This window comes from Bacillus sp. LNXM12-1, from assembly GCF_003004375.1.
Lineage (GTDB): Bacteria > Bacillota > Bacilli > Bacillales > Bacillaceae > Bacillus.
In genome coordinates, this window is record NZ_PVWX01000001.1 from 1,384,201 (window position 1) to 1,411,041 (window position 26,841).

General features: G+C 42.0%; 32 protein-coding genes and 1 riboswitch. Of the genes, 13 read left to right on the top strand and 19 right to left on the bottom strand.

Annotated features, from left to right (window positions below; genetic code table 11):
• Positions 1-128: 128 nt before the first annotated feature.
• Both asnB and metK read right to left on the bottom strand, forming a co-directional pair.
• Entirely contained in the window at positions 129-2,027 is a 1,899-nt protein-coding gene (asnB, locus tag C6Y07_RS07245) for an asparagine synthase (glutamine-hydrolyzing) (protein WP_060597058.1), read from the bottom strand.
• Positions 2,028-2,175: 148 nt separating this feature from the next.
• Positions 2,176-3,378 carry a methionine adenosyltransferase gene (gene metK / locus C6Y07_RS07250; protein ID WP_106156472.1) on the bottom strand — a complete coding sequence of 401 codons (1,203 nt, stop codon included), beginning with the start codon at positions 3,376-3,378 and terminating at the stop codon, positions 2,176-2,178.
• A 195-nt stretch (positions 3,379-3,573) separates the two neighbouring features.
• A riboswitch (SAM riboswitch) is annotated at positions 3,574-3,708 on the bottom strand.
• 227 nt (positions 3,709-3,935) lie between these two features.
• On the opposite strand from metK, the gene pckA reads away from it, so the two are divergent.
• Entirely contained in the window at positions 3,936-5,522 is a 1,587-nt protein-coding gene (pckA, locus tag C6Y07_RS07255; protein ID WP_060597059.1) for a phosphoenolpyruvate carboxykinase (ATP), read from the top strand.
• Positions 5,523-5,567: 45 nt separating this feature from the next.
• On the opposite strand, the gene C6Y07_RS07260 is transcribed toward pckA, so the two are convergent.
• From C6Y07_RS07260 to C6Y07_RS07285, 6 genes are read right to left on the bottom strand one after another with little or no spacing between them, the layout of a single operon-like run.
• Positions 5,568-5,810, bottom strand: coding sequence for a DUF2584 domain-containing protein (locus C6Y07_RS07260; protein ID WP_003217584.1), 243 nt, complete (start codon positions 5,808-5,810; stop codon positions 5,568-5,570).
• Positions 5,811-5,849: 39 nt separating this feature from the next.
• Positions 5,850-6,644: an alpha/beta hydrolase family protein gene (locus tag C6Y07_RS07265; protein ID WP_106156474.1), complete on the bottom strand. Its 795-nt coding sequence runs from the start codon at positions 6,642-6,644 to the stop codon at positions 5,850-5,852.
• Between the two features lie 31 nt (positions 6,645-6,675).
• Positions 6,676-8,154: a phytoene desaturase family protein gene (locus C6Y07_RS07270; protein WP_106156476.1), complete on the bottom strand. Its 1,479-nt coding sequence runs from the start codon at positions 8,152-8,154 to the stop codon at positions 6,676-6,678.
• Positions 8,151-9,278, bottom strand: coding sequence for a glycosyltransferase family 2 protein (locus C6Y07_RS07275; RefSeq protein ID WP_106156478.1), 1,128 nt, complete (start codon positions 9,276-9,278; stop codon positions 8,151-8,153). The genes C6Y07_RS07270 and C6Y07_RS07275 overlap by 4 nt, the downstream gene beginning before the upstream one ends.
• Positions 9,263-10,009 (bottom strand): lysophospholipid acyltransferase family protein, encoded by a 747-nt coding sequence (locus C6Y07_RS07280; RefSeq protein WP_106156480.1) that lies wholly within the window; start codon positions 10,007-10,009, stop codon positions 9,263-9,265. The genes C6Y07_RS07275 and C6Y07_RS07280 overlap by 16 nt, the downstream gene beginning before the upstream one ends.
• Complete coding sequence (locus C6Y07_RS07285) at positions 9,978-10,706, bottom strand: carotenoid biosynthesis protein (RefSeq protein WP_106031922.1); 729 nt, start codon at positions 10,704-10,706, stop codon at positions 9,978-9,980. Before C6Y07_RS07285 ends, C6Y07_RS07280 begins: the two co-directional genes overlap by 32 nt.
• A gap of 173 nt (positions 10,707-10,879) precedes the next feature.
• Between C6Y07_RS07285 and C6Y07_RS07290 the strand changes: the two genes are divergently transcribed.
• The 3 genes from C6Y07_RS07290 to C6Y07_RS07300 are packed head-to-tail and all read left to right on the top strand — an operon-like array spanning position 10,880 to position 13,448.
• A complete protein-coding gene (locus tag C6Y07_RS07290; protein WP_060597065.1) occupies positions 10,880-11,881 on the top strand; it encodes an ABC transporter substrate-binding protein in 1,002 nt (333 codons plus the stop codon).
• 15 nt (positions 11,882-11,896) lie between these two features.
• Positions 11,897-12,667, top strand: coding sequence for an ABC transporter ATP-binding protein (locus C6Y07_RS07295; protein ID WP_034665342.1), 771 nt, complete (start codon positions 11,897-11,899; stop codon positions 12,665-12,667).
• A 34-nt stretch (positions 12,668-12,701) separates the two neighbouring features.
• Positions 12,702-13,448, top strand: coding sequence for an ABC transporter permease (locus tag C6Y07_RS07300; RefSeq protein WP_370876318.1), 747 nt, complete (start codon positions 12,702-12,704; stop codon positions 13,446-13,448).
• A 33-nt stretch (positions 13,449-13,481) separates the two neighbouring features.
• Here C6Y07_RS07300 and ytkD read toward each other — a convergent pair whose 3' ends face one another.
• Positions 13,482-13,958, bottom strand: coding sequence for an RNA deprotection pyrophosphohydrolase (ytkD, locus tag C6Y07_RS07305; protein ID WP_034665337.1), 477 nt, complete (start codon positions 13,956-13,958; stop codon positions 13,482-13,484).
• Between the two features lie 249 nt (positions 13,959-14,207).
• On the opposite strand from ytkD, the gene C6Y07_RS07310 reads away from it, so the two are divergent.
• Both C6Y07_RS07310 and C6Y07_RS07315 read left to right on the top strand, forming a co-directional pair.
• Positions 14,208-14,861, top strand: coding sequence for a TerD family protein (locus C6Y07_RS07310; RefSeq protein WP_106031920.1), 654 nt, complete (start codon positions 14,208-14,210; stop codon positions 14,859-14,861).
• Positions 14,862-14,883: 22 nt separating this feature from the next.
• Positions 14,884-15,675 (top strand): AIM24 family protein, encoded by a 792-nt coding sequence (locus C6Y07_RS07315; RefSeq protein ID WP_034665541.1) that lies wholly within the window; start codon positions 14,884-14,886, stop codon positions 15,673-15,675.
• Positions 15,676-15,703: 28 nt separating this feature from the next.
• On the opposite strand, the gene C6Y07_RS07320 is transcribed toward C6Y07_RS07315, so the two are convergent.
• From C6Y07_RS07320 to C6Y07_RS07335, 4 genes are all read right to left on the bottom strand, one after another.
• Positions 15,704-16,012, bottom strand: coding sequence for a hypothetical protein (locus C6Y07_RS07320; RefSeq protein ID WP_034665329.1), 309 nt, complete (start codon positions 16,010-16,012; stop codon positions 15,704-15,706).
• 43 nt (positions 16,013-16,055) lie between these two features.
• The gene (locus C6Y07_RS07325) at positions 16,056-16,460 is read right to left on the bottom strand and encodes a phage holin family protein (protein WP_060597096.1); all 405 of its coding nucleotides are present in this window, start codon (positions 16,458-16,460) and stop codon (positions 16,056-16,058) included.
• 156 nt (positions 16,461-16,616) lie between these two features.
• Positions 16,617-16,808 carry a hypothetical protein gene (locus C6Y07_RS07330; RefSeq protein ID WP_034665322.1) on the bottom strand — a complete coding sequence of 64 codons (192 nt, stop codon included), beginning with the start codon at positions 16,806-16,808 and terminating at the stop codon, positions 16,617-16,619.
• Between the two features lie 121 nt (positions 16,809-16,929).
• Positions 16,930-17,367, bottom strand: coding sequence for a Dps family protein (locus tag C6Y07_RS07335; protein ID WP_003217576.1), 438 nt, complete (start codon positions 17,365-17,367; stop codon positions 16,930-16,932).
• A 133-nt stretch (positions 17,368-17,500) separates the two neighbouring features.
• Between C6Y07_RS07335 and ytzI the strand changes: the two genes are divergently transcribed.
• Complete coding sequence (ytzI, locus tag C6Y07_RS07340) at positions 17,501-17,647, top strand: YtzI protein (RefSeq protein WP_034665318.1); 147 nt, start codon at positions 17,501-17,503, stop codon at positions 17,645-17,647.
• Between the two features lie 7 nt (positions 17,648-17,654).
• Here the strand turns inward: ytzI and C6Y07_RS07345 are convergent, their stop codons facing one another.
• Both C6Y07_RS07345 and C6Y07_RS07350 read right to left on the bottom strand, forming a co-directional pair.
• Positions 17,655-18,089 carry a FixH family protein gene (locus C6Y07_RS07345; protein ID WP_060597098.1) on the bottom strand — a complete coding sequence of 145 codons (435 nt, stop codon included), beginning with the start codon at positions 18,087-18,089 and terminating at the stop codon, positions 17,655-17,657.
• 114 nt (positions 18,090-18,203) lie between these two features.
• A complete protein-coding gene (locus C6Y07_RS07350) occupies positions 18,204-18,677 on the bottom strand; it encodes an S-ribosylhomocysteine lyase (protein WP_003217624.1) in 474 nt (157 codons plus the stop codon).
• A gap of 126 nt (positions 18,678-18,803) precedes the next feature.
• Here C6Y07_RS07350 and yidD point away from each other — a divergent pair, with 126 nt between their 5' ends.
• Positions 18,804-19,028 (top strand): membrane protein insertion efficiency factor YidD, encoded by a 225-nt coding sequence (gene yidD / locus C6Y07_RS07355; protein WP_003217666.1) that lies wholly within the window; start codon positions 18,804-18,806, stop codon positions 19,026-19,028.
• A 1-nt stretch (position 19,029) separates the two neighbouring features.
• Here yidD and C6Y07_RS07360 read toward each other — a convergent pair whose 3' ends face one another.
• The gene (locus C6Y07_RS07360) at positions 19,030-19,596 is read right to left on the bottom strand and encodes a beta-class carbonic anhydrase (RefSeq protein WP_034665310.1); all 567 of its coding nucleotides are present in this window, start codon (positions 19,594-19,596) and stop codon (positions 19,030-19,032) included.
• Positions 19,597-19,808: 212 nt separating this feature from the next.
• Between C6Y07_RS07360 and C6Y07_RS07365 the strand changes: the two genes are divergently transcribed.
• The gene (locus tag C6Y07_RS07365) at positions 19,809-20,798 is read left to right on the top strand and encodes a metal ABC transporter substrate-binding protein (protein ID WP_106031916.1); all 990 of its coding nucleotides are present in this window, start codon (positions 19,809-19,811) and stop codon (positions 20,796-20,798) included.
• Between the two features lie 72 nt (positions 20,799-20,870).
• Here the strand turns inward: C6Y07_RS07365 and C6Y07_RS07370 are convergent, their stop codons facing one another.
• Positions 20,871-21,113: a type B 50S ribosomal protein L31 gene (locus C6Y07_RS07370; RefSeq protein WP_034665302.1), complete on the bottom strand. Its 243-nt coding sequence runs from the start codon at positions 21,111-21,113 to the stop codon at positions 20,871-20,873.
• A 175-nt stretch (positions 21,114-21,288) separates the two neighbouring features.
• Here C6Y07_RS07370 and C6Y07_RS07380 point away from each other — a divergent pair, with 175 nt between their 5' ends.
• The 4 genes from C6Y07_RS07380 to C6Y07_RS07395 all read left to right on the top strand — a co-directional run bounded on the left by C6Y07_RS07380 (position 21,289) and on the right by C6Y07_RS07395 (position 24,132).
• Positions 21,289-22,620: a cytochrome ubiquinol oxidase subunit I gene (locus tag C6Y07_RS07380; protein ID WP_066030510.1), complete on the top strand. Its 1,332-nt coding sequence runs from the start codon at positions 21,289-21,291 to the stop codon at positions 22,618-22,620.
• 21 nt (positions 22,621-22,641) lie between these two features.
• Positions 22,642-23,688 carry a cytochrome d ubiquinol oxidase subunit II gene (locus C6Y07_RS07385; protein WP_181185487.1) on the top strand — a complete coding sequence of 349 codons (1,047 nt, stop codon included), beginning with the start codon at positions 22,642-22,644 and terminating at the stop codon, positions 23,686-23,688.
• 68 nt (positions 23,689-23,756) lie between these two features.
• Positions 23,757-23,915: a DUF1540 domain-containing protein gene (locus C6Y07_RS07390; RefSeq protein ID WP_008360682.1), complete on the top strand. Its 159-nt coding sequence runs from the start codon at positions 23,757-23,759 to the stop codon at positions 23,913-23,915.
• Positions 23,916-23,940: 25 nt separating this feature from the next.
• Positions 23,941-24,132, top strand: a complete 192-nt coding sequence (locus C6Y07_RS07395) for a hypothetical protein (protein WP_034665287.1) — start codon at positions 23,941-23,943, stop codon at positions 24,130-24,132.
• 106 nt (positions 24,133-24,238) lie between these two features.
• Here C6Y07_RS07395 and menC read toward each other — a convergent pair whose 3' ends face one another.
• The gene (gene menC, locus C6Y07_RS07400) at positions 24,239-25,363 is read right to left on the bottom strand and encodes an o-succinylbenzoate synthase (RefSeq protein WP_106036999.1); all 1,125 of its coding nucleotides are present in this window, start codon (positions 25,361-25,363) and stop codon (positions 24,239-24,241) included.
• Positions 25,360-26,811 (bottom strand): o-succinylbenzoate--CoA ligase, encoded by a 1,452-nt coding sequence (locus tag C6Y07_RS07405; protein WP_223250512.1) that lies wholly within the window; start codon positions 26,809-26,811, stop codon positions 25,360-25,362. The genes menC and C6Y07_RS07405 overlap by 4 nt, the downstream gene beginning before the upstream one ends.
• Positions 26,812-26,841: the final 30 nt, after the last annotated feature.

The following is a 26,841-nucleotide window of genomic DNA, read 5'->3' on the forward strand; positions in this document are numbered from 1 at the left end:
CTTCACTTTATCATGTTTTTTTCAGGATATTAAGCAATAACTATGAACCGCTTGTTATTTTACCCTTTTCCACTGCTTTCTATCATGACAAAAAAGGTTTTCAGCACAAAGCTGAAAACCTTTTTTCATTAACTAAAGATGACTTCTTTCGGTTGATGATTCAACTGCTCTGGATCAATGCTGCGCTCCACATAAATGCTGTGCCAAATCATAAAGATGAGGACGGTCCAAATCTTACGGCTATGATCTGCTTTGCCAGCACAATGCTCATTTAATAAATCAAGCACATATTGCTTGTTAATGTATTCATCTGTTTGACTGTTTTTGATGATGTCTTTCGCCCAAGCATTCATCTCATTTTTCAGCCAATGACGAATTGGCACAGGGAAACCAAGCTTTTTACGGTTTAACACATGGTCAGGCACAATGCCCTCTGCTGCTTTACGCAATAAATATTTCGTTGTGCCATCTTTTGTTTTCAGCTCTTCTGGAATTTTAGAAGCCGCTTCAAAAACGACCTTATCAAGGAATGGAACACGAAGCTCAAGAGAATTCGCCATCGTCATCTTGTCTGCTTTCAGTAAGATGTCTCCGCGCATCCACGTATGAATATCAACATATTGCATTTTGTTAATATCACTGTAGCCTGCGCTTTCCTCGAAGTATGTCTTCGTTACGTCACGATACGTGATGCTTGGATCATAATGTTTTAAGAGATTTTTCTTCACTGGCTCTTCAAAGATTTTCGCATTACCGATATAACGTTCCTCTAATGGCGTACAGCCGCGAACGATAAAGCTCTTCCCTTTCATTCCTTCTGGCATTAATCGCGCCAGACGAAGAAGAAGCTTTTTCAGCATAGATGGTACAGATTCAAATGGTTTAAGAGAAAGAGGCTCACGGTAAATATTATATCCGCCGAACAGCTCGTCCGCTCCCTCACCTGAAAGAACAACCGTCACTTGTTTCTTCGCTTCTTTTGCCACAAAATACAATGGAATCGCCGCCGGATCAGCTAAAGGATCGTCTAAATGCCAGACAATCTTCGGAAGCTCGTTCATATATTCCTCTGGAGAAATGACGGCACTGAAGTTTTGTAGGCCTAGCTTATCAGCTGTTTCCTTCGCGACATCGACTTCACTAAAGCCATCCTGCTGGAAGCCAACAGAGAATGTCTTCAGCTCAGGGTGTAATTCCTTTGCGACAGACACGATGAAGGAAGAATCAATACCACCTGATAGGAATGAACCAACAGGTACATCACTTCTCATGTGAACTTTCACAGAATCATAGATTGCATCTCGTACTTCTTCTATTAATTTCTCTTCTTGTGTTTGTTCAGGCTTGAATTGAACCTTCCAGTATGTCTTAAATTCGATCTCCTGTCCTGGGCGTAAAATAAACTGATGACCAGGCTCAACTTTGTGCACCTTTTGATCAAGTGTATTTGGCTCAGGAACGAACTGGAACGACATGTACTGCTGCAATGAAGTCTCATCAAATAAGATGTTCTCGTTCACAGCCATCAAGCTTTTGCGTTCAGACGCAAAGTACACTTGCTCATCCATTTGTGTAAAATAAAGCGGTTTGATGCCAAAAGGATCTCTCGCGCCATATAATTGCTGCGCTTCTTTATCCCAAATTAAAAATGCAAACATGCCGCGAAGTTTAGAAGCCGCCTCTTCTTTATAATGACGGTATGTGGCAAGCAGTACTTCCGTATCAGAATCTGTGCTGAACGTATAGCCCTTTTTCACAAGCTCTTCCTTCAGCTCCACATAGTTATAAATTTCTCCGTTGAAAATAATCCAATACTTTTCATCTTCATAAGAAAGCGGCTGCTTTCCGTGCTCAACATCTATAATACTTAAACGTCTAAATCCAAATCCTACATGCTCGTCATGAAAGTAACCCTCATCATCGGGACCACGGTGAACGATGAGACGATTCATTTGTTTAATTAACTCTTCCTGCTCAGTAGTTTCGGACAATGGACGGTGATTAAATACACCAACAAACCCACACATATTATTGCCTCCACGTTATGTTATTTCTTAAAAGTAGACCTATAATTAGACAGTATTTTGTCCGATTTTGTTTCACATTTTTTCACTTTTTGTAGAATTTTTTTTAATCAAAAGGAAAACCGCTTAAAATAAGCGGTTTTCTATGTTGTTATTGTCCTAATGCTTCTTTACGAAGTGTATCGGCTTTATCCGTTTTTTCCCACGGAAGATCTAAATCATGACGGCCGAAATGTCCGTATGCAGCTGTTTGTTTATAGATCGGACGACGCAGGTCAAGCATTTTAATAATGCCAGCTGGACGAAGATCAAAGTTCGCACGAACCACTTCAATTAATTTTTCTTCAGAAGCTTTTCCTGTTCTGAATGTATCAATTGAAATCGATACAGGCTGTGCAACACCAATTGCATAAGCAAGTTGTACTTCACAAGAATCTGCAAGACCGGCAGCTACGATGTTTTTCGCTACGTAACGAGCAGCGTATGCCGCAGAACGGTCAACCTTTGTTGCGTCCTTCCCAGAGAAAGCACCGCCGCCATGACGAGCGTACCCGCCATACGTATCAACGATGATTTTACGTCCAGTTAAACCAGCATCTCCTTGAGGTCCACCGATGACGAAACGGCCTGTTGGGTTAATAAAATATTTTGTCTCTTCGTCAATGAGTTCGCTTGGAACCACAGGGCGGATGACATGCTCTTTTAAGTCGCTTTGAATTTGTTCAAGCGTCACTTCTGGTGCATGCTGCGTAGAAATAACCACTGTGTCAATACGAACAGGTTTATTTTGCTCATCATATTCTACTGTTACTTGTGTTTTTCCGTCTGGACGAAGATAGGCAAGTGTTTGATCCTTGCGCACTTCTGTTAAACGCAGAGATAATTTATGCGCTAGTGAAATCGGCAGCGGCATGAGCTCTTCGGTTTCGTTGTTGGCAAAACCAAACATCAATCCTTGGTCACCTGCACCGATCGCATCAATTTCTTCTTCAGTCATTGTTCCTTCACGTGCTTCAAGCGCTTTGTCTACACCTTGCGCAATATCAGCAGACTGTTCATCAATGGATGTGAGCACTGCACATGTTTCCGCATCAAAACCATATTTCGCACGTGTGTAGCCAATTTCCTTAATCGTGTCACGCACCGTCTTTGGAATATCGACATAAGTAGACGTTGTAATTTCACCGCTTACTAATACGAGACCCGTTGTAACAGAAGTTTCACAGGCAACACGTGCATTTGGATCTTTCTTTAAAATTTCATCCAAAATGCTGTCTGAAATTTGATCACAGATTTTATCCGGATGTCCTTCTGTTACTGATTCTGAAGTAAATAAACGACGATTTTGACTCATAATGGCTATTTCCTCCTGTACAAGACCACATCATCCCAAGATGAGGCCTCCAATATGATACGGAACTCGTTCCCTCTTATATTTGAAAACGTTTCTATTAGAGATGTTATTGGCAATTTGTTCATATGATATCCCAAAAATAAAAAAACCATTTCCTTCATTGCGAGGAAAGGGTCTGAGATCGCATGCCTTTCACTCTTATCGCTCAAGGTGTTCTTGTACCTTGCATCAGGTTAGCACCTTGGTTTCTCAGCATATTCATGCCTTTTTCACAAGAAACCGGTTGCTGGGCTTCATCGGGCCTGTCCCTCCACCAACTCGGGATAAGAGTATCCGTTCAATAAGATATCTTATCTCAAACCCTTGCATCATGTCAATGCTTCATCAGAATTATCTCCCCTCTTTTTTTACCTCACCCTTAGCATCACCAAAAAGCATATTTTCATAGCAGAAATGAAAAAACACACACAAAAATATTTAAATAGTATAGACTATTATTATCAATGTGTTATACTAATCGAAACAAACAAATTCAACGGTAAAGGAAGGGTTTTTTTATGAACTCAGTGGATTTAAAAGAAGATTTGCAGTCATTGTTCTCATTAGAAAATACGCACCAAAATTTATCTGTTCCGAAACTTGTTGAAAAGATTTTGGCACGTGATGAAGGCGTCTTAACATCAACAGGAGCTGTCCGCGCTACAACTGGTGCCTACACAGGACGTTCGCCTAAAGATAAATTTATCGTCAAAGAAGAAAGCTCTGAACATAAAATTGATTGGGGTCAAGTCAACCAGCCGATCTCTAAAGAAGCATTTGACCGTTTATATACAAAGGTTGTGTCATACTTAAAAGAACGTGATGAACTATTCGTCTTTGAAGGATTTGCCGGCGCTGATGAAAGATACCGTATGCCAATTACAGTGGTAAACGAATTTGCATGGCACAATCTCTTTGCAAAGCAGCTGTTCATCAGACCTGACGGATCCACACCTTCTTCAAACGAAAAACCGTTCACCATCTTATCTGCACCGCACTTTAAAGCAGATCCTGAAACAGATGGCACAAACTCTGAAACGTTTATTATCGTTTCTTTTGAAAAACGCACCATTCTGATCGGTGGTACAGAATATGCAGGAGAGATGAAAAAGTCCATTTTCTCTGTCATGAATTACCTGCTTCCTGAGCAAGATATTTTATCCATGCACTGCTCAGCAAACGTCGGTCAAGAAGGCGATGTCGCATTATTCTTCGGCCTTTCAGGTACTGGGAAAACGACGCTTTCTGCAAGTGCAAGCCGCAAGCTGATCGGTGACGATGAACACGGCTGGTCTGGCTCAGGAGTCTTCAATATTGAGGGCGGATGCTATGCGAAATGTGTGAACTTAAGCGAAGAAAAAGAACCGCAAATCTACAAAGCCATCAGCTTCGGATCAGTTCTTGAAAATGTTGTGCTTGATGAAGAAACACGTGAAGCGGATTATGATGACACATTCTTCACTGAAAACACACGCGCTGCTTACCCAATCGAAATGATTGATAACATCGTGAAGCCAAGTATCGCAGGACATCCTTCTGCCATTGTCTTCTTAACAGCTGATGCATTTGGCGTTTTACCTCCAATCAGCCGTTTAACAAAAGAACAGGCAATGTACCATTTCTTGAGCGGTTACACAAGTAAATTAGCAGGAACTGAGCGTGGTGTCACATCACCAGAAACGACATTCTCTACTTGCTTCGGTTCACCGTTCTTGCCGCTTCCAGCTCACGTCTATGCTGAAATGCTTGGCAAAAAAATTGATGAGCACGGCGCAAAAGTATTCCTTGTGAATACAGGCTGGACTGGCGGAGGCTATGGTACAGGCAAACGCATGAATCTAGCGCATACAAGAGCAATGGTGCAGGCAGCGATCGAAGGTGACCTCGACAACGCCGAAATGATCACTGATGACATCTTTGGATTACACATCCCGCTTCATATTCCTGGCGTACCAGATGAAGTGCTTCAACCTTCTAAAACATGGGATGACCAAGAGGCTTATCAAGAAAAAGCACACTTCCTTGCCAATGAATTTAAAAAGAACTTCCAAAAATTCAGCCACGCAGCAAGTGACATTGAAGCCAAAGGCGGACCACGCGTATAATCAAATGGCAAAAGCTGAGGGGAATCATTCCCTCAGCTTTTTTTGTTAGTTCGTTGAATGTAATGACACGAGACGGTAAGTAACCTTTGTCACATTGTCTGTCAGCTCCAGCTTTTCAACGTGTGCTGTCCCTGTTTTTTCTCCGTCTTTCGTTTTACGCACCTCAAGCGGAATATTTAATGGATAAATGCGGTACCCTTCCTTCATGAGCTCAAATACATTTTCTTCAATTCTTGTCTCTTTTCCCTTCGTGACAATCATTGTATTAAATTCAACAGGCATTCCCATATTGAAAATCCCCCTACTTTCTAAATTTCGTTATACTGCTTATTTTACCACATTTCCGCTTTTCCGGCTGTGCATCCATGTCGTCAGCCTTCTGACAATTTCCCGATTATGCTGCGGTGGGAAATAATGGTTGTATCCATGAAAATACCAAGTCTCCACTGACTTTCCGTGCTGGCGCAGCGCATCTTCTAATAAATACGCATGCTCAATCGATACATTCTGATCCTCTTCTCCGTGGATGATGAGAACAGGCGCTTCAATTTTGTCCACATCATTTAAAGGCGTTCTGTCCTCATAGGCCTCTGGCACCTTGTGCGGGGGACCGCCAATCACACGCTTCATCATTCTTCTCATATCCACACGCTCTTCGTAGGTGAGCTTCATATCACTGACGCCTCCCCATGTCACAAAGGAAGCCGCCTCTTGTTTCATTTCAACAGCGGTCCAAATGCCCATTATCCCTCCGCGCGAAAAACCAAAGATATGAATACGATCCTGCTTCACCTTTTTGTGGTGCTTTAACAATTGAAAGGCAGCAAAAGCATCTTTCCGGTCCTCACCGGCAAAATCTTCGTTCCCTTCGCCTCCCTGATTTCCTCGGTAAAAGGGAGCAAATACGACAAAGCCCTGCGCTGCAAATTGCACAATCCGGCCTGGTCTCACCATCCCCACATTTTTAATGCCGCCTCGTAAATACAAAAAGCCGTCATAGAAACCTTCTCCGGCCGGTTCAGCGAGCAGCCCTTTGATCCGAAGCCCATCTGCCTCATAGGTCACTGTAAATAAGTGAATATGCGGATGGGGGGACGGATACCTTCTTTTTTCCACAATCACTTGATTTCTCTCCTTTTCATCTGTTCTTACGTCAAGTGCTTAAAATGATCGCTTCTGCGACGAGCTGGCCTGATTTTGTCACCATCGGCGTGCCGCCGCCTGGATGAGTTGTTCCTCCAACAAACCAAAGCCCTTCAATGTCCTTTGACTGATTATTGATTCGGAAGAACGCCTGCTTGAACGAGTTGGAAGACATGCCATAAATGGCGCCATGATATGCTCCTGTTTTCTGCTGCAGATCAAGCGGAGTTTGAACCGCTTCATATTCGGCAACCTCATCCATATCAAAGAGACCCTTTTCCTTTAATTTTGTTTTCAAATGCTGCGGGTATGTCTCCTTTAGCATGCCCCAATCTTGCTCTTTTGTCACATAAGGCGCATTCGTCAGTACAAAAAGGTTGCTTCTTCCCTGTCCTCCGCTTAAAGCTGGTTCTGAATGACCTGAATAACATATGTAAAGCGTTGGATCCTGAGGCAGTTGTTTTTTCTGAAAAATATCTTTGAATTCTTGCTCATAATTCTCTGGGAAAAACACATTGTGATGGGACAGCTGTTCATAGACTTTAGGTACACCTAATAAGAGAACAAAGCCAGATAATGACGGTTCAATATTAGCCAGCTTTTGATTTAAAAAGCTTGGGCGGTCTTTTTCATCAATCAGATGGCGGTAAACAGTCAGCGCGTCCGCCCCTGCAATGACTTGATCTGCTTCATACATCTGCTGAGCCGTCTCTACTCCTTTGATTCGCCGGTCCTTCACATGAATCTTGTTGACTTGTTCATTGAGGTGAATCTGTACGCCTAATTCCTTTGCCAAAGTCTCAAATGCTTCAACTAAACGATATGTACCGCCCTTTATTCCATAAATCCCTTTCTCCCCTTCTAAATACGCCATCATATTAAAAATAGCCGGTGCCTCATAGGGAGAAGAGCCGATGTATGTAGCATACCGTCCAAACATCGCCAATGTATGCGGATGACGGAAATATTGACGCAGCAGGCGTTGAACGGTTGTAAACGGTTTGACAGAGAGAAGTGCTTTCATGAGCTTTACATCCGCCTTATCCTTCCACGTCAATAACAAACGATTTAAAAACTGCTCCTCAGCCTTTTGAAAAAGCATCTTTGATTCCTGTAAAAATGCACGGTATTGCTTCGCATCTTCAGGACTGAATGCTGCAATTTGAGATTCCATTTGCTCAAAATTGGGCGTAAATTCGACCGTATGTCCATCTAAAAAAACGTTTTTGGTCAGAGGAGAAATCGGATAAAATGTGACATAATCCTCCATCCGTCTATGACAGGAAGCAAACACTTCCTCAAAGTATGACTTCATTGTAATGGTACTCGGTCCTAGATCAAAAGAGTAGCCAGCTCCCTGATGGCGCTGCAATTTCCCGCCTAAAGCCGCTTCTTTTTCTAATATGGTGACCTGAACCCCGCGTGACTGTAAGCGGATCGCTGCTGATAATCCGCCAAGCCCGCCTCCAATGATGATCACTTTTTTCATTCGTACCTTCTCCCTTTCCATTCATACCCTTCTTTTTTCAGCGCGATTTTCATAGAAGCAAGGCCAATGGCGATCAAACTTAAAATGCTGACCGGCAATAAAAAGGCCATTGCAGATGTTCTCCCGTTCTCGATATCAATTGCCGCTTTGATCGACACACCCATCCCATAGCAAAGAATGGCTATGCATATACTGAGCACATCAAGCTGCAGCAATGCCATCATCAAACAAATGACAGGAGCCAAATAAAGCAGGGTGTATAAACAAAAGACACTGCTTAATAAAGCAATGCTTCGATTGACTCCTGGGAACAAATTTTTCCGGTAGCCTTCCCAAACCTCTTGTCCACTCTCATACATTCTCATATACACAAATGGATGAATGCTTGCAAGTGTGAACGGAAAGCCTTTTTCCTTCACTCGTCTAGCCAAGGCCATATCATCCACTAGCGAATTCTTAATCGCTTCATGCCCGCCGATGTCGTGATAGCAATTCTTTTCGATGGCAATAAAGCCTCCATGTGCTGCGGCAAAAGCGGGGTTCCTTGAATTCCTTACCCACTTCACTGGCAGATGACAGCCTATGGTAAACATCATCATGGGAACCACAAGATGCTCAAAGAATGTACCTGTTTTTTGTTCTGGGAAGCCTGACAGCATGCCCGTATTTTGCGTGCATACCTGCTGATACACTGCTTCAATTGCCCCTCTTTTTAACCGGACATCCGCATCTAAAAATAGCAGCCAATCAGAAGCTGCTGCCTCAGCGAGCTGAGAACAGGCAAATGATTTACCTAGCCAGCCTTGCTTTAACGCTTGGCCTGACTGGACACGAATCCACGGATACGCTTCTGCAAAGCGCTCCACAATCGCTCTTGTCTGATCTGTCGAATGATCATCAAGAACAATGAGCTCTTTCGGATAAAGACGTTGATCAACGATCGACTGAAGACAGGCTTCTATCCGCTTCTCCTCATTTCTAGCCGGAATCAGTATCGATAACGAAATGGGTTCATCTGGCGAAAAAGAAGCGGACTTTATCACGGGAAACTGCTTCATATTCCATATGGTGAACATAAACTGACAAAGCAGCAGCACACTGATCACGGTTAAGAAGAGCGCCATGTTTTCACCCACTTTTTAAAAGAATCAAACGCATCACTTGTTGACTGACTTGTCCTTGTCATCTGTTTAAATTCTTCGTTTAATGAAAGATCAGGATCAGCGATGACCCGCGCTTGATGTCGGTTTAACTGCGTTTCAAGCAGATCTCCAAGCATACGCGTCACGTCCTTGCTTCGTAGTGCCCCGCCAGATACTAAGGCATCTTCGCCGAACACAACAGAAACTGTCGGCTTTTGAAATTGATTAAATGTATACTGCAAGGTCACAGGCTTCACCACGACCTGCTCAAATTGCTTCACTAAAAAAGAAGCCCCTCCTTCCAGTTCAAGCGGCCGCATATCCTGATGCATAATTTTCCCCTGTGGAAAAAGCCATACAGCCCCGCCAGCCTGCATGTTCTCTCTTGCTGTCATCAATGCTTGTTTGACACTTTTCAGGTTCTCTTTATGAACCGGAAACGCTCCAAGCTTACGGAAAAAAGCATATTGCTTCAGCTGCTTCTCTTCCATCATCATGTAGTGATCAAGTTCAGACGCTTTTTCTGTTAAAAGAAAAATGATCAGTCCATCCCACCATGAGCTATGATTGGCGAGATAAAGAACAGGCAGCTTCTCCTTCGGGTCCACCGAGCCTTTCATCATCACACAGCGGAAATGCTTATGGAGTAAATAACGCTCAAGATAAAGTGAAAATATACGTCTAAACGATCGGCTTTTGTCGCTTTCTTTCAAATCGAACCCTTCCTTCACACAAAATGACAATGATCAGTGCTAAATAAAAAATGACATCGAGTCCGCCCTTTAATGCCAAAAGACCAAAAAAGAACACCATCGCCTGATAAATACGGCTCGTCCAGCTGAATGCCTTTTGATCAATTGAAACAAGCGGGAAAAGAAATGAAAGTCCTGCTCCAATCATACCCCAGCTCATAAAATTCTCAAAAGGAATACCATAAAACCCACCGCCGTCATACCACACCCAAAACTTCCGCTCAGCTGCTACTGGATCTAATATGAGGTCAAGCAAGACAATCCATATCCCCGTTTCGACGGCTCGTCTCCACTTTGACTGCTGACTGGATAAAAAAAGGCTGTTTAAAAACACGCCAACCCATGCAAACGCAATGGTTAAGGGCACCCCTGCCACTAGAAAACCTAATGTCGGATAATAGTCATAGGCCCCGAATGGAAACCCCGTTGTGATACCTACCCACTCAACCGTAAATGTAAGCACCCCAACAATGGCTGCCCTTTTGATCACAAGCCCCCATGAGCCATAAATATGTCGCCCAATCTCTATGACGCAGCAGGCATACAGTACAAGAAAGATTCCGTTTGCAAACTGAAGCCATGCTGGCACTTCAAAAAAGACCATTAAGATAAGACCTACTAAATACCATCCAACAAATACCCAACTCACTTTATACACGAAACCGCTCCTTTATTTCTGCCAAATTCAAGAAAGCATTCATTCCCCTAGTATAGAAAAAAAGACGCGTTCTATAAATAAACAATGCTCTTCTTATTTTCATCTAGGCACTCACCAAAAATCCCTTTTCACATACTTTAATAGTGATCTAGAACAAAGGAGGCGAATTACTCTTGAATCGTTCCATCAAAGTCAGACTGGCATTCATCGTCGTGGTCCTGCTCTTTATTCCATTTGTCGCCTGTAAAAAAGAACAAGAGCAGACCGTACAAGTAGCCGAGGTGACCCATTCGGTCTTTTATGCTCCGCTATATGTCGCCTTATCAGAGGATTTCTTCAAAGAAGAAGGCTTGGAGGTTGAACTGAAAACCACTTGGGGCGGTGATAAAACGATGACAGCTCTCTTATCAGGCGGTGCTGATATCGCCCTGACCGGGTCTGAATCCTCTATCTATGTAGAGGCTCAAGACACAAAGGACTCTGTCATGAACTTTGCACAGCTGACACAAACAGACGGCACATTTCTTGTTTCAAGGGAGGAAATAAACCAATTCTCTTGGGATCAATTAAAAGGGAAAGACTTCTTAGGACAGCGGAAAGGCGGCATGCCGCAAATGGTCGGTGAATATGTCTTGAAAAAGGAAGGCATTGATTTAAAAAAGGATCTTCGCATGATTCAAAATATTGATTTTGCCAATATTTCAGGTGCGTTCTCCTCTGGAACTGGCGATTTTGTGCAGTTATTCGAACCGACCGCTTCCTTACTTGAAAAAGAAGGTAAAGGGTACATTACCGCCTCCTTTGGAGAAGCTTCTGGCAAAGTGCCATATACTACCTTCATGGCAAAGAAGAGTTACTTAGAGGAAAACAAAGAGACAGCTGAAGCCTTCACCCGAGCCATTTACAAAGCGCAGAAATGGGTAGAAGCCAAGCAGCCTGAGGAGATCGCAAAGGCCATTCAATCTCATTTTCCTGATACAGATCTTGATGTCTTATCAACTGCCATCAAACGCTACAAACAGCAAGATTCCTATGCAACAGATCCCCTTCTGAATGAAGAGGAATGGAACAAATTGCAGGAAATCATGAAGGAGAGCGGTGAATTGCCGGAATTTATCCCGTACAAACAACTTGTCGATTCATCCATTGCAAAGAAGGTCACAGATCACAAATAGAATAGGAGGTAGCACATGTCTTTCCTTCAAATTGACCATGTGACCCACACGTACTTCTCTTTAAAAGAAAAAACAACGGCTATACAGCACATCAATATGGAGATAGACCAAGGTGAATTCATCTCATTTATTGGTCCCAGCGGCTGCGGAAAAACCACCTTGCTGTCTATCATCGCAGGCATTACGCCGCCCTCTGAAGGTCGAATTTTAATCGAAGGAAAAGAACCAAATCAAAAGGAGCATCAAATCGGCTATATGCTCCAGCAAGATTATTTGTTTCCTTGGAAAACCATCAAGGAAAATGTGATTCTCGGGTTAAAAATTGCGAAACAAGATTCACATGAGGCCACCTCAGCTGCCCTTGATTTACTGCCAAAGTTTGGACTGCATGAAGTAGAGGAAAAATATCCGAAGGAGCTGTCTGGCGGAATGAGGCAGCGTGCGGCTCTCGCCCGAACGCTTGCAGTTGATCCCGGTCTGCTTTTACTAGATGAGCCATTTTCAGCGCTAGACTACCAAACCAAACTGACATTAGAAGATCTCGTCTTTCACACATTAAAAAACTATCAAAAAACAGCAGTCCTTGTGACACATGACATCGGCGAAGCCATTGCGATGAGTGACCGCATTTTCTTATTCTCAAAGCATCCAGGCTCTATCCAGCGAATCTTTACCGTACCAGACGATATAAGGGCTCTCTCTCCTTTCGAAGCGAGACAGACCCCGCGTTTCCAAGAGCTCTTTCAAACGATTTGGAAGGAGCTGAAAACAGTTGAAACACAGTGACCTTTTACATGAAGCCTATCGCAAAAAATACCGAATGGAAAAACGTATCACACGTATCTATCAGTTCATCATATTCGCCAGCTTCTTTTCGCTTTGGGAGCTTGCCAGTCATTTCAGGCTCATCGATCCGCTGATTTTCAGTTCACCATCTGCGGTCTGCCAATTATTTGTGCAAAAAATATCAGATGGTTCTTTAGTAAATCATATGAGTATTACGTTATTTGAAACGGTGCTCGGTTTTCTACTTGGTACCTTTTGCGGCATTTTGCTCGCTGCCGCCTTATGGTGGTCCACCCGATTAGCAAACGTTCTTGATCCTTATTTAGTCATTTTAAATGCCATGCCGAAAGTTGCCCTCGCCCCCATTTTAATTGTTGCCCTTGGTCCTGGCATGATCAGCATCGTCGCGATGGGTGCGATCATTAGTGTGATTATTACAACGATCGTCATTTACACTGCCTTTCAAGAGGTCGATGAGAATTATTTAAAGGTGATGAAAACCTTTGGCGCGAAAAAAGGCGTCGTCTTTCGTGAGGTCATGTTGCCAGCCAGTATTCCAACGATGATTTCTGCCATTAAAGTCAATGTCGGTCTTTCTTGGGTTGGGGTCATTGTAGGGGAATTTCTTGTATCCTCAAAAGGGCTCGGCTACATGATTATTTACGGCTTTCAAGTCTTCAACTTTACACTCGTGTTCTTAAGTCTTTTCATTATTGCTGTGTTTGCTACCATCATGTACCAGCTTGTGGAATGGCTCGAACGCCGTTTTCTCCAAAAATAAAAAAAGCACAGGGATGGTCTCCCTGCGCTTTTTTTAACGAATCAAACCGTTCTTTTCTAAATAAGCAAGACTTTGTCTTAGCACATCATCTTTCATAATAAAACTGAAATTCTTATTTTTTGCGATAGATCTTGGCAAGTCTGCGAAAAGAACAGGTCCTTTCGTTTCAAAATACGTGTCCTGCTTCACTAGCCTTTCAATATCAGCGAAATAAATATTCTTTACGATGACCTTTTCTCTGCCTAGCACCTGATATTGGCCAATATACGTTAATTCACGAACAACAGCACCCGTCTCTTCTTGAATCTCACGTATAGCGGCTTGGTCTGCTTCTTCATTTGGCTCAACTTTCCCTCCTGGAAACTCATAGCCCCGATCCTCATGTTCAGTGAGCAGCCATTTTCCCTGGTAGCGGCAGATGGCCCAAACATGCTTTGGATGACTTGAAAAAGGCTTCTCTTCAAAGGAGAGCTTGACCGTATTATGATAATAGTCTTTAAATACATGCATGTGAAATCCCTCATATCCTGTCCTTGCTTCTTGTAAAACATCATACCACAGATCACATTTCTCTGAAGAATTTTTATCAAAAGTGAAACAAACGAGTGGTTTCATCTCGTCTGTATTTAAAATGAGGTTATTGTTGCTAAAACCTTTTTATCATCTCCAACTTCATCCAATTTTAATCATGAAACCTTTTATCCCTTGATGACGTAAATCAATAAGGGTTTGTCCTATCACGACGAGGAGGAAAACAGCATGAGTATAACAAATGGGTCAAAACAAAAGAAAGATCAAGCGCTTCCGCTCAGGAAAAATGAGAAAGAAGACGCACCTCATGAGGTGATCAAGAAACACCTCATCAAAGGACAAAAGCTAGATTTAACAAAAGACAATCCAAATATTGACCAAATTCATATCGGGCTTGGCTGGGATCTGGCTGGCCAGCCAATTGATTTAGATACGCAAGTGTTTCTCTTAAATGAAGAGGACAAGCTGTTGTCTCCAAGCCATCTGATCTATTATCATCAGCAGCAAAGCTTAGACGGGGCTGTTCGTCATCTTGGTGATCATCAATTTGGCGGCGGGTATCGAGACAATGAAATGATCATTATGCAATTAAGCAGAGTCTCACCTGATATTCATAAAATCGTCGTAACAGCCACAATACATGATGCACACGAGCGCAAGCATCATTTTGGACAAGTGACCAACGCCTACGTGCATCTTACTGATCAAATCTCGCAACAAGAGATTTGTACCTTTCAATTAACAGAAGATTATTCGTATTGTACCTCCATCATTTGCGCTGAACTCATAAGAGATGAGGACGAATGGGAAATTATCGCGACTGGGCAAGGAACTACGTTAGATTTAAATGACTTATGCCGCATCTACGGATTCACATCTTGACGCAGGAAAGGAGCCGGCACCAATGGGATTTCATTTCAACACGATAGAAGAACTCACTTTACAAGCAGAAGGCAGCGGAATCTTTTTTGCGAAAAAAGGCGCAATGATTGCCGATCAAGGAACGTTTCAATACCGCAAACGACTACTCGGGACAAATAAAGGAAATATGGTCAGTCAAGTATTTAACCACATCAGCAGAAAATTGACAGGTGAAAACCTTGAGGTGATGGAAGTGAGTGGACAAGGTACTTGTTATTTAGCTGATTCCAGCGAGCACGTGACAGTGATTAATCTTGAGCCGAGCGGTCCTTGGCAGCATGTAAGTGTAGAAAGTGAAGATCTACTTGCCTTTACTGAGGAGTGTCATTACGGCGTGACACCAGTAGGCGTTGGTATTTTATCACAGAAAGGACTGTTTACATCAAAGCTCTCCTATCAAGGCCACGGAGCGCAGGTCGCCATTAAAACGAATGGAAACCCGCTCATTTTAAAAGCCCCCTGCCGTGTAGATCCTGACGCCATTGTCGCTTGGACAGGCAAAGCACCGAAGGTCAAATTAGATGTGAACTGGAAAACCTTCATTGGACAAACATCTGGTGAATCCTACTTATTTGAGTTTCAAGAACAAGACCAAATTGTCATTATCCAGCCATCTGAGCGCACATCTGGCTTACGGGTTGGTTTAGATGATAACCGCTACAAGCCTCAAAGCCAGAGCTCTTCTCATGATTTCACTAATTCACAGACATCACAGCAAGAGAATAAAGGCGGGCTTAGTGACCTGATCGGAGGCATCTTACAACCGCGAAAATAAAGCATGTAGAAAATCTCTACATGCTTTTTCAATTCATTAATCCATTTGTTTCAATAAAGTTCTTTGTCTCTTCATTCCCGAGCTCATAAATCATTGAGTAAATCTCTTGTCTTTTTCGATCCATTTCATCATTCGGACTGTCATAATGATATTCTAGAAACGGAACATGCGCTCGAAAGAAGCCTTTCCAATCTGTCATATACTGTTCATCGAAATAGTCTCTCAGCTGCAAAATTTGATCATCATCTGCTTCTATTTGAAATTGCCAAGCCGCCGCATCTCTATGCTGCGATATCGACCCATCCTGTACAGATACATAATATGTGTGTCTCGCCATCTGATTCATCCTTTTTCCTTTAGTATGACCAGATATGAAGAAATTACGGCTTTTTGCGCAATTTATTTTTCAACATGTCCAACACATCAATAAACAACTGTGGAATGGGAATTCCGAGGGCATTGGCTGTCGAGACGATTTGGTAAGATTCATAAATAATATAAAAGATGATCGCTAAATCCTTAATCATCCCATTTGTCTTCAGCATGACATCGAAGAAATGCGCCATCGATATTAAGGAGACCGTCACAATCTTTCGAACAAGCCGTGTAAAAAAACGTTTCATTGTGAGCTGCCCAGTCAAAGATTCTCTTAGGCTTGAACAAATTAATTCGATGGCCATCAGTGTCACTAATATCATCAGTAAATATCCTGCTCCACCAAACAGAAAGCCCATCGCTGACAAACTGACTGTAAACAACGAAAAGATGCCTAAATCCTTGCTCACATGGCATCAACATCCTTTCAAAGTGGAACTCCTTACCTCAATAGTATATGCCGGATCCTCGCAATAGCTTGGACGACAAAAAATAAAGGCGTCGTCTTTTAAATCAGACAGAGTGATGACAAGAAAAAAAGCCGCCTTGTGCGGCGGCTTCCATTCTTAGACTCTGACATCAATAAAGCGAGCGTCTGAATCCTTTGGCTGAACAGCTTGAGGCTGCTGCTGAACTTGATCCAGCATGACCATGGCTTGTGCTGTATTCGTAGCAAGCTGTGAATTCAACAAACTAATATTGAGTGTTCTTTGAATGCTCGCGACTTGCTGACTCATCATTCCTGCAATGGAAGACATCTTCTCCCCTCCCTTCTCTTTTCTCTTCGGCTGAAAGCCCTATGATTTCAATGGGCTGTCTGTCACAAATCCATCAAAAAAGAATGCCGATCTTATGATCGACATTCCTTTCACATTCGTATTATCCTAAAAATGCTTTAAGCATCCAGTTGTGTTTCTCAATAGATTGATGTATCGCAAGCAGCATATCACCTGTTGTTTCATCGCCAACTTCTCCAGCCAGCTCCATTCCTTGCTTTAATTCCTCTGCGATATTGGAGAAATCATCATATAGATTTTTCACCATTTGCTCCGCTGATTCATTGCCTTCAGCTTCTTGAATGCTAGAAATTTCTAAGCATTCTTTCATTGTCGCAACAGGCTGTCCATTTAACGCAAGCATACGCTCAGCCAAATCATCAATGTATGTCGCTGTTTCTGTATAAAGTTCCTCAAATTTCTCATGGAGTGTAAAGAAGTCTTTTCCCTTTACGTACCAATGATAGTTATGTAATTTCACGTAAAGCACAGTCCAATCAGCTACTTGTTTATTGACGACGTTTAATAATTTTTCAGACATGTTCATTCCTCCTTATGTAATTGCGTTTATAGTATGAGAATACCCTTTTCCTATTATACTGAAACCTGCCATGAATTTCTTCTATTTTGACTGCATGAAATATATGTTAATATGGAAATAAGGAGGGAGTTAGATGCTGTTACTTGGGATTATCAGCTTTATCATTATCTCAATCGTTGTCTTTTTATCACTGTGGACAACATCGAAGGCTTATGAATATAAGCATAAAATCGATTCACCACAGGATGCTGAACCAAACCAACGTCCTAACCCTAAATAAATCGCACTTAATGATGTGAGGTTTCTGCTTCAGTAGATGAACTCTCTTTTTTCACATCACCTACGTGGATGTTCGTCTTCGGCATATTATGCTGCTGTTTAGCTGTCACATGGACTTGTATGATATAAAGGCCATCTTTTTTAAAGGCTGTATGCAATTCATATACACCTTTGTTCTCTTTCTTTGGCTGAATCATCTTGCTGTTATCTTTGTCACCATCTTTCCACACTTCAAATTGAACATCGTCTGCATCATCAACAGGGGTATCACCATATGTGACAGCTGCTTTTACTATAACGCTTTCATTTTTTTCCACTTGCTCAGGTCCTGTAATCTTCACTTCTAATAGCTCAGGCACCTCCCCTTTGCCGCTATTTGCTGCAGAGTTCCCACATGCACTTAGTAACATGAGCATCAAAATCATTCCCAACATTTTTCGCATCCCGAGTTTCCCCCTTCTTTTACTGACATGTCCATTTTAACAAATATCCCCTATTTTGACATCTCATGATCGAATTCAAAAAACCGGACATCAACATGTCCGGTTTATGATCTATTAACCAAATACTTTTAGGAGCTCTTCTTGATCTTGAGAAAGCCAGAAACGCATCAAACGTTTTGCCCCTTCAAGGTCATGAAGCTTCGCTTGGCCGCATTGCTCTTCGTTTGCAGCAGGAATCTCTGTTACCTCAACTGCATCCTTGAATGTTGCATCAAGAAGTTCAACGATCTCTTTTGGAGTAGGTGCACCACTGACCACTAAATAGTAGCCTGTCTGGCAGCCCATTGGAGAAATATCAATGATATCAAAATGATCGTATTTCTCTGAGTGTGTTCTAATGTTAAACGCAAGTAAATGCTCTAATGTATGAATCGTATCAGGTTTCATCGCCTGCTTGTTAGGCTGACAAAAACGAATATCAAATTTATTTACTTCCCCATCTGATCCCACTTTATGAACGCCGCAATGACGAACGTATGGCGCTTTTACAGCATTATGATCAAGTTCAAAGCTTTCAACTGAAGGCATAATCACCACTCCTATAATTGCAATTTCCTATATTATAACATATTTCTCCGACCAGCTTAGTTTATAAAACTTTCCTTCCTTGTCCTTTTTTCTTATACTGTGAAAGACAGACAAGGAGGAACCTCTATGAAACAAATTTTTATCGGCATCATACGCTTTTATCAAAAATGTATTTCCCCTCTTACACCGCCTAGCTGCCGGTTTTACCCAACATGCTCAAACTATGGGCTAGAGGCGATCAAAACGCATGGCGCTTTAAAAGGCGGCTGGCTCACCATCAAACGGATTTTAAAATGTCATCCGCTCCACCCTGGCGGCATCGATCCTGTCCCGCCGAAAAAGGAAAAATAACTTATTTTTCTTCATATCCGTTGACGACTAAGTCAAGCTTGCCTGTTCCAGGATCAATGACAAGACCGTGCACAGGCACATCTGATGGAAGAAGCGGGTGATTTTTTACAACGGACACACTGTCCTTCACGCTCTCTTCAACAGAACTAAAGCTTTTGAGCCACTGTTTAAAGTCGATTCCTGAGTATTCCAGTACTTCAATACGCTTTTCTGGAATACCACGCTCAATGGCTTTGTTTAAAAGTGTTTGACTGTCTATTTTGCTCATACCACAATCATGATGCCCAATGACATAAACCTCGTCAGCATTTAATTCGTAAACAGCCACTAAAATGCTTCGCATGATACTTCCAAATGGATGAGAAACAAGAGCACCAGCACTTTTAACGATCTTGATATCTCCATTTTTCATGTTCATTGCACGCGGAAGCAGCTCGACAAGTCTTGTATCCATACATGACAGAATGACAGCTTTTTTCTGTGGAAACTTCGTTGTTGTAAATTCTTCGTATTTCTTTTCTTCAATAAACTGTTGATTATATTCGATGATTTCATCTAAAAGTTTCATACGTTTGCCCATTCCTTTATCTTTTTTAAAAATAAATATAGCACAATGTGAGAAATTTCGTCACGTTTTGCAGCGCATTTTTTTAAAGGAAACATCTGCTGATGAAATTTTTTTATTTTCCTCTTTTCAAATCGTAATTATTACGATACAATAACTCAGGACATTAAATCGTAATCATTTCTATCTAATAGATTGAGAGGAGACATTTCTACATGAAAAAAATCTTTTATATTTTAACAGCTGCTTTATTTGCGATCGGTCTTGCCGCTTGCTCAAGCAGTACGGGGACAAATGCTTCAAAAGGAAAGGCAGACGGGAAACTAACCATTTACACCACGATCTTCCCGATCCAAGATTTCACTGAAAAAATTGGCGGTTCTCACGTTCATGCACAAAGTGTGTACCCTGCCAATGCAGATGCACACAGCTTTGAACCAAGTTCAAAAACGATGGTTGAAATGGCTGAAGGTGACGCCTTCATCTACAGCGGTACAGGAGCTGAAGCATTCGCTGATAAAACCGCTTCTACGTTAAAAGACCAAGGCGTGAAAACAGTCAAAGCAGCCGAAGGCATCAAATTGTTATCGACAAAAGAAGAGCATTCACATGAAGAAGGCGAAGACCATGATCACGACCATGAAAGTGAAGCTCATGACCATGATGAACACGACCATGGAGATAAAGATCCTCACGCATGGTTAGACCCAGTTTATGCACAGCAAATGGCGAAAAACATTAAGGACACTCTCGTTTCATTAGATCCAGATCATAAAGACGAATACACAAAAAACTATGAAAAACTAAAAAAGGATTTGCAATCGCTAGATCAAGAGTTCAACACAACGTTATCTAAAGCAAAACATAAAGAAATCCTTGTTTCTCACGCAGCTTACGGTTATTGGGAAAAGCGCTATGGCATTGAGCAAATCAGTGTATTAGGATTATCCGCTTCTGAAGAGCCTTCACAAAAGCAGCTCGAAAGCATTGTACAAAAAGCTGAAAAGCATCACATTCAATATGTGATTTTTGAAAACAACGTCAGCAGCAAAGTATCAGATACAATCCGCAGTGAAATTGGGGCAAAAAGCCTCACACTTAAAAATCTAGAATCTATTACTGAAGATGATGCCAAAAATGGCGAAAGCTACATCAGCTTAATGAAACAAAATCTAAAGACCTTAAAAACCGCTTTAAATGATTAATTACTAGAACCTCGGGTGATCATCCGGGGTTTTTTGCTGCAAAAAAGCACACCATTGTAGGTGTGCTTTTTATTACATTTGATATTTTTTCTTAAACAACTCGGCTCTTCCGCCTTTTTCTCCGAATTTTTGTCGTCCTGTATAAAAAGGATGCGTATCAGAGCTTGTTTCTACTTTAATCACAGGATACGTTTTCCCATCTTCCCATTCTACTGTCTCATTGGATGTCTTTGTCGATTTACTCAAGAAGCGGTAACCGCTGTTTACGTCCATAAATACAACTTCATGTGAGGTTGGATGAATATCTCTTTTCAATGTCAAAACTCCTTTCGTTATCAAAACGTAATGATTACGCTTTATATTTATATTTTACTCCCTCTTTTACAACTTGTCAAAAATCAAGCTTTCTTAGTCAGGAAGAATAATCTAAAAATGGTGGAGAATAATAACATCATGAAAAAGAGAAGCGATAAGAAAGGCGGAGAAAAAATTGACTGATCTCGTTTTAGCTAGAAGCCTGTTCGGCACAACCATGGGCTTTCATATTATTTATGCCTCGCTTGGCGTCGGCATCCCGCTAATGATTTTGTTAGCTGAACTCATCTTCCAAAAAACGAAGGATCCTCACTATGCTGTCATGGCCAAACGGTGGACGAAAGCGCAGGCTGTCTTGTTAGGTGTCGCCATTCCAACAGGCACGATTGCTGGTACCCAGCTCGCTCTTCTATGGCCAGGTTTTATGGAGGTCATCGGAAAGGTCATGTCACTGCCATTTCAGATTGAAATTTATGCGTTCTTTATTGAAGCATTATTTATGTCTATTTATGTGTACGCAGCGGATCGCCTATCACCTGCTATGCGCATCATTACCGTTATTTTTGTCGTGATTGGCGCAGCCGCTTCAGCGATTCTGATCACAAACGTACATGCGTTTGAAGGAACACCTGCTGGCTTTCAAATGGTCAATGGAGAGATTACAAATATCGAGCCTTGGAAGGCCTTTTTCAATCCAAGCTTTGTGGTGACTGCGACACATGTCGTGCTGTCTGCTTTTACAACAGGTGCTTTTGTGATTGCTTCGGTGGCCGCTTTTAAAATGCTCAAAACAAGAAAGAATGAGAAACTCTATACTTTTCATCGAAAAGCCCTTTTTCTTGGACTTATTGTAGGAGGCCTTTTCTCATTTCTTACGGCCTTAAATGGTCATGAGTCTGCTCAGCTTCTGTATAAATATCAGCCTGAAAAGTTAGCCGGTGCTGAAGGTTTATTTGAAACACAATCACATGCGCCTCTTGCAATAGGTGGTTTTACTGATGCCGATTCACAGGAAATTAAAGGAGCAATTGAAATCCCTTGGGCGCTTAGTTTTCTGGCAGGAAATAGCTTTGATACGGTGGTCAAAGGCTTAAATGATTTCCCTCGTGACGAGTGGCCGCCTTTATTTATTCACACATTATTTAACGGCATGGTTATCATTGGCTCAGTCCTCATTTTGTTTGCAGTGTTAGCACTGCTTTACCGTAAAATTTTAAAACGCGAACATTATCCGAAGTGGCTCCTTTTTCTTTACTTATTCGGCGGGCCCCTTAGTCTTTTGGCCATTGAGTTCGGCTGGATCTTTGCATGTACAGGCCGTCAGCCATGGGTCATTTATCGAATGCTCAAAACCTCAGAGGTCGTCACATCATCCGGTTCAATCGGTACGCTCTTTATCCTTTTTGCCATTGTCTATCTCATCTTAGGCATAGCAACCGTTATTGTACTGACGTACTACTTTAGAAAACATTCGATTGAAGAAGACCTACGGTTAACAGAATCTTAAAAAGGAGCGATCTAGATGCAAATGGATGTTACAACTGATGCGCTCATTGCAATCACCATCTTATGGGGATTCGTTTTTATCTATGCAGTGATGGCATCAATGGATTTCGGCGCAGGATTTTGGTCGATGATTTATATGAATAGAGAACAAACAAAGGCCGCTAATATTGCAAATAAATATCTTTCTCCAACATGGGAAGTGACAAACGTCTTCATTGTGGCGATTGTTGTCGCATTGTTTAGCTTGTTTCCAGGTGCGACCTTTGTACTTGGTACCGTTTTATTAATACCCGGCAGCATCATATTGTTACTTCTTGCACTGCGAAGCGGGTTTCTCGTGTTTTCTCATTCACTCCCTAAAAAATACCGAAAAGCGGTTACTTACATTTCAGGGATAAGCGGCTTTATCATTCCGTCCATCCTGATCATGGTTCTTCCGATTACTCATGGTGGATTTATCTTTCAGGAGAACAACGTCTACTCATTAGATCTTGGACTGGTCTTTACGAGTGCAAATGTCTATTCTTTTGTCGGCTTTGCCATTTTCAGCACCCTTTTTCTTTCGTCTTTGCTTTTAGCTGATTTCTCTAATGTGGCTGATGAAGATGAAGCTTACAGCATTTATAGAAGAGGGGCTCTCATTACGGGTCCGCTTTCACTCTTGATGGCCTTTTTTATCATGCTGACATTAAGAAGCGAGGCCAATTGGCTGTTCACAAAAATGATGCAGAACATTCCTATTCTTCTTGTATCACTCCTGATGTTTTTGCTAGCAGGACTGGCTCTATTTTTACCAAACAGCCGGTTTAAGCAGCGGAAAGGCCGGCCCCGTTTAGCTGTCATTGCGATTACCATTCAATATTTTTTAGCAAGCTACGTGTACGGACGTGCCCATTTGCCTTATATGGCCTATCCAGATATTACAATCATGTCTGGATTTACAGACCCTGTCACATTTAGAGCATTGTTTATCACCTATATTGTAGGTTTTATCATCTTATTCCCTGGGTTCTATTTCTTCTGGAAATTGTTTATGAAGGATAAGCGCTATATTCGTCAGGAAGATTAACATGAATGGACGAGGTTCATTTCGGTTACATTATAGAAGAAAGACATACTCAAAAGGAGGTCATCTGTATGAGTCAAAAAATCCTTTGTGAAGTCAATAACTGTTCCTATTGGAATGCTGGAAACCGCTGTGGGGCAGATGCAATATATGTCGTCAGCCACACAGGAAATACGGCTGAAAAAAGTGAAGAAACGGATTGTAAAACGTTTAAACCACAAGATCTTTAAGTCTCATTAAAGGAGGCGCTTCACATTGAAACACGATCGGCTGCTTCAAACGTTTTTTGACGAAATTCATGACGCGGACGAAGCCGCATTTTATCAGGCTGCTCACTCCTTTTTAAACCTTTGGGATTATGAATATGGCCATGCAGCAGACATGCCCAATGAAATGAATCACTATATCGGACAGCTTGCTTACGACAGCGAGCTTGTAGAAGAGTAAGAAAGAGCGGATCACCGCTCTTTCTTTCTTGATGAGACAGGAAGGAAAAACTTTCTCTCACTATACATAGATTTTATTGGATGTGCAAAAGGTGATTCACTCGTTTTCACATCACAAAATCATGTTTTGTAAACACGTCAATTTTATCTGAAAAAGAACGAAGCGCTTGATAATCCACTTCTACGCCCATTCCTGGGGAACGAGGTACCTCAATAAAACCATTCTCAACCTTGATTTCAGGAAAAATGATATCTTGCTCCCAATATTTTGATGAAGCTGAAATATCACCTGGGATTGTAAATTGAGGAAGGGAAGCAAGTGCCACGTTCTGCGCGCGGGAAATGCCTGTTTCAATCATCCCTCCGCACCATAATGGAATTTGATGCTCCTTACTGAATGTATGGATTTTAAGGGCTTCTGTCAGCCCCCCAACTCGTGAAGGCTTCACATTAATAATTTGACAGCTGCCAAGCTCTACAGCTTTTCTAGCATCATCTAAAGAACAAATACTTTCATCCAAACATATCGGTGTTTTTAAATGCTTTTGCAAATGGCGATGATCCACGATATCATCTGCAGCTAATGGTTGTTCAATCATTAATAAACGAAAGTCATCGAGCTGCTTGAGCTTGCTAATATCCTTTAATTCATAAGCAGAGTTTGCATCCGCCATTAATGGAAGGTTAGGGAAAGACTCTCTAATTTTTTTAAGAAGTCCAATATCCTGTCCCGGCTTAATTTTCACCTTCACACGCTGATAGCCTTGGTCAACATATTGCTGAATTTGCTTCAGCATGTCGTCAATGGGTCCTAACCCCGCCACAACACCAGAAGGTATTCTCTCTTTGGTGCCGCCTAATACATCGCGTAACGACTTATTCTCACGCTTCGCATAAATATCCCAAACAGCCGCTTCGATTCCCGCTTTCGCCATCCTATTACCTTTAAATTGGTACAGGCTGTCTGGTATTTCTGAAGGGTGTGTAAAGGTGCGTGTCAGTACATTCGGTATAAAGAAAGCTCTCAGCATATGATAGCAAGTCTCAATGGTTTCTTCTGTATACCATGGAGAAGAAAAGGCTGACACCTCTCCCCATCCAGTCAATCCTGTTTGATCTTTTACCTCGACAATAATAAACTCACGCTCTGAGATGGTTCCAAGACTTGTTGTAAATGGTTGCTTGAGCTTCATCGTGACATGATATAAAATCACTCGTTCAATTTGAATCATCTAAAAACCCCTTTGATCCTGAGTCTGTGCCTCTGCAATTTATTCGACGCATTTCTTGGCAGCTCGTCCACAAAGTGAAAAGCGGCGGGCCATTTATATTTTGCTAAATGCGACTCACATAAAGCATAGAGCTCATTCTCCGGTATCTTATGGTCTGTGACAAGAAAGGCAGCCGGTACCTCTCCCCATCTATCATCATACATACCCGTTACTCCGGCTTCTTTTACATGCGGATGTGTTAACAGAACCGCTTCAATTTCAGCAGGATAAATATTCTCACCGCCAGAAATAATTAAATCTGAACGGCGGTCAAGCACAAATAAGAACCCTTCCTCATCCACATAGCCAATATCACCCGTTTTCAGCCAGCCTTGATCAAAGGCAGCTGTGGTTGCTTCTTCACGGTAAAGGTACCCTTTCATGACATTTGCCCCTTTCACCATAATTTCGCCATGCTCAAAAGGACGACAAGTGCGTGTACCATCTTGAATTTTCAGCTCACACCCAAAAAGGGGTTTTCCCGCTGATCCAAGCTTCTCTACACTAAATTCAGGCGCAAGGGTCACAATTTGTGAACAGGTTTCCGTCATACCGTACGATTGAAACACAGGGAAGCCTTTCTCTTTGCTTTCTTGAAGCATCGCAAAAGGCGCAGGTCCTCCGCCTAATAAAAGACAGCGCAAAGAAGACGGGCATTCTTCCAGTCTGCTTAATAAACGGGATAACATCGTTTGAACAACAGATATCATCGTCACACGATGCTGTTCAATAGAATCCTTTACTTCATCGACATCAAACTTCTCATGAAGTACGACAGTCATCCCATAGATCACAGACTTAAATAAAGCGGATAACCCGCTAATATGAAAAAGAGGCAGTGCAATAAGCCAGCGGTCATCCTCTCTGATGCCCATATTGAGTGCAGAGGAAACGGCACTATGAAAATGATTGCCAAACGTTTGCTCCACGCCTTTTGGGCGTCCTGTTGTGCCAGATGTATACATGATGGTCGCTGTTTCATTCAAATCAAATTCGCTCTCGATTTTCTTTTCATTATCTTGACCTGCTTCAGGTAAAGTCTCCATTGTATAAACGGGGAGATCACCTTTATGATCACTGGCATAAACAGGTTCAGTTAATAAAGCGGCTGCTTTTGCATCTTCAAGCTGATAGCGCCTCTCAGCTTTTGTTAACTTATTGTTCAATAGCACGATTTTTAATCCTAATGAAAAACAAGCATGAACAAGCATCACCATTTGAGGCTGATTGTTCATCAAAAGCCCAACCGTTTCCCCTTTTTTCAATGATGCATCTGCAAGTCTATTAGAAAGCTCATTTACTTCATCAGCTAAATCGCGAAATGTCCACTTTTTATCCTGATAAATGAGCGCGACTCTTTCTGGCGTTAAATAAGCACGGTACAGCAGCCAATTAGGTTGCTTCATCATGACACCTCCTCTTCTTAAAAGAAAACAGCT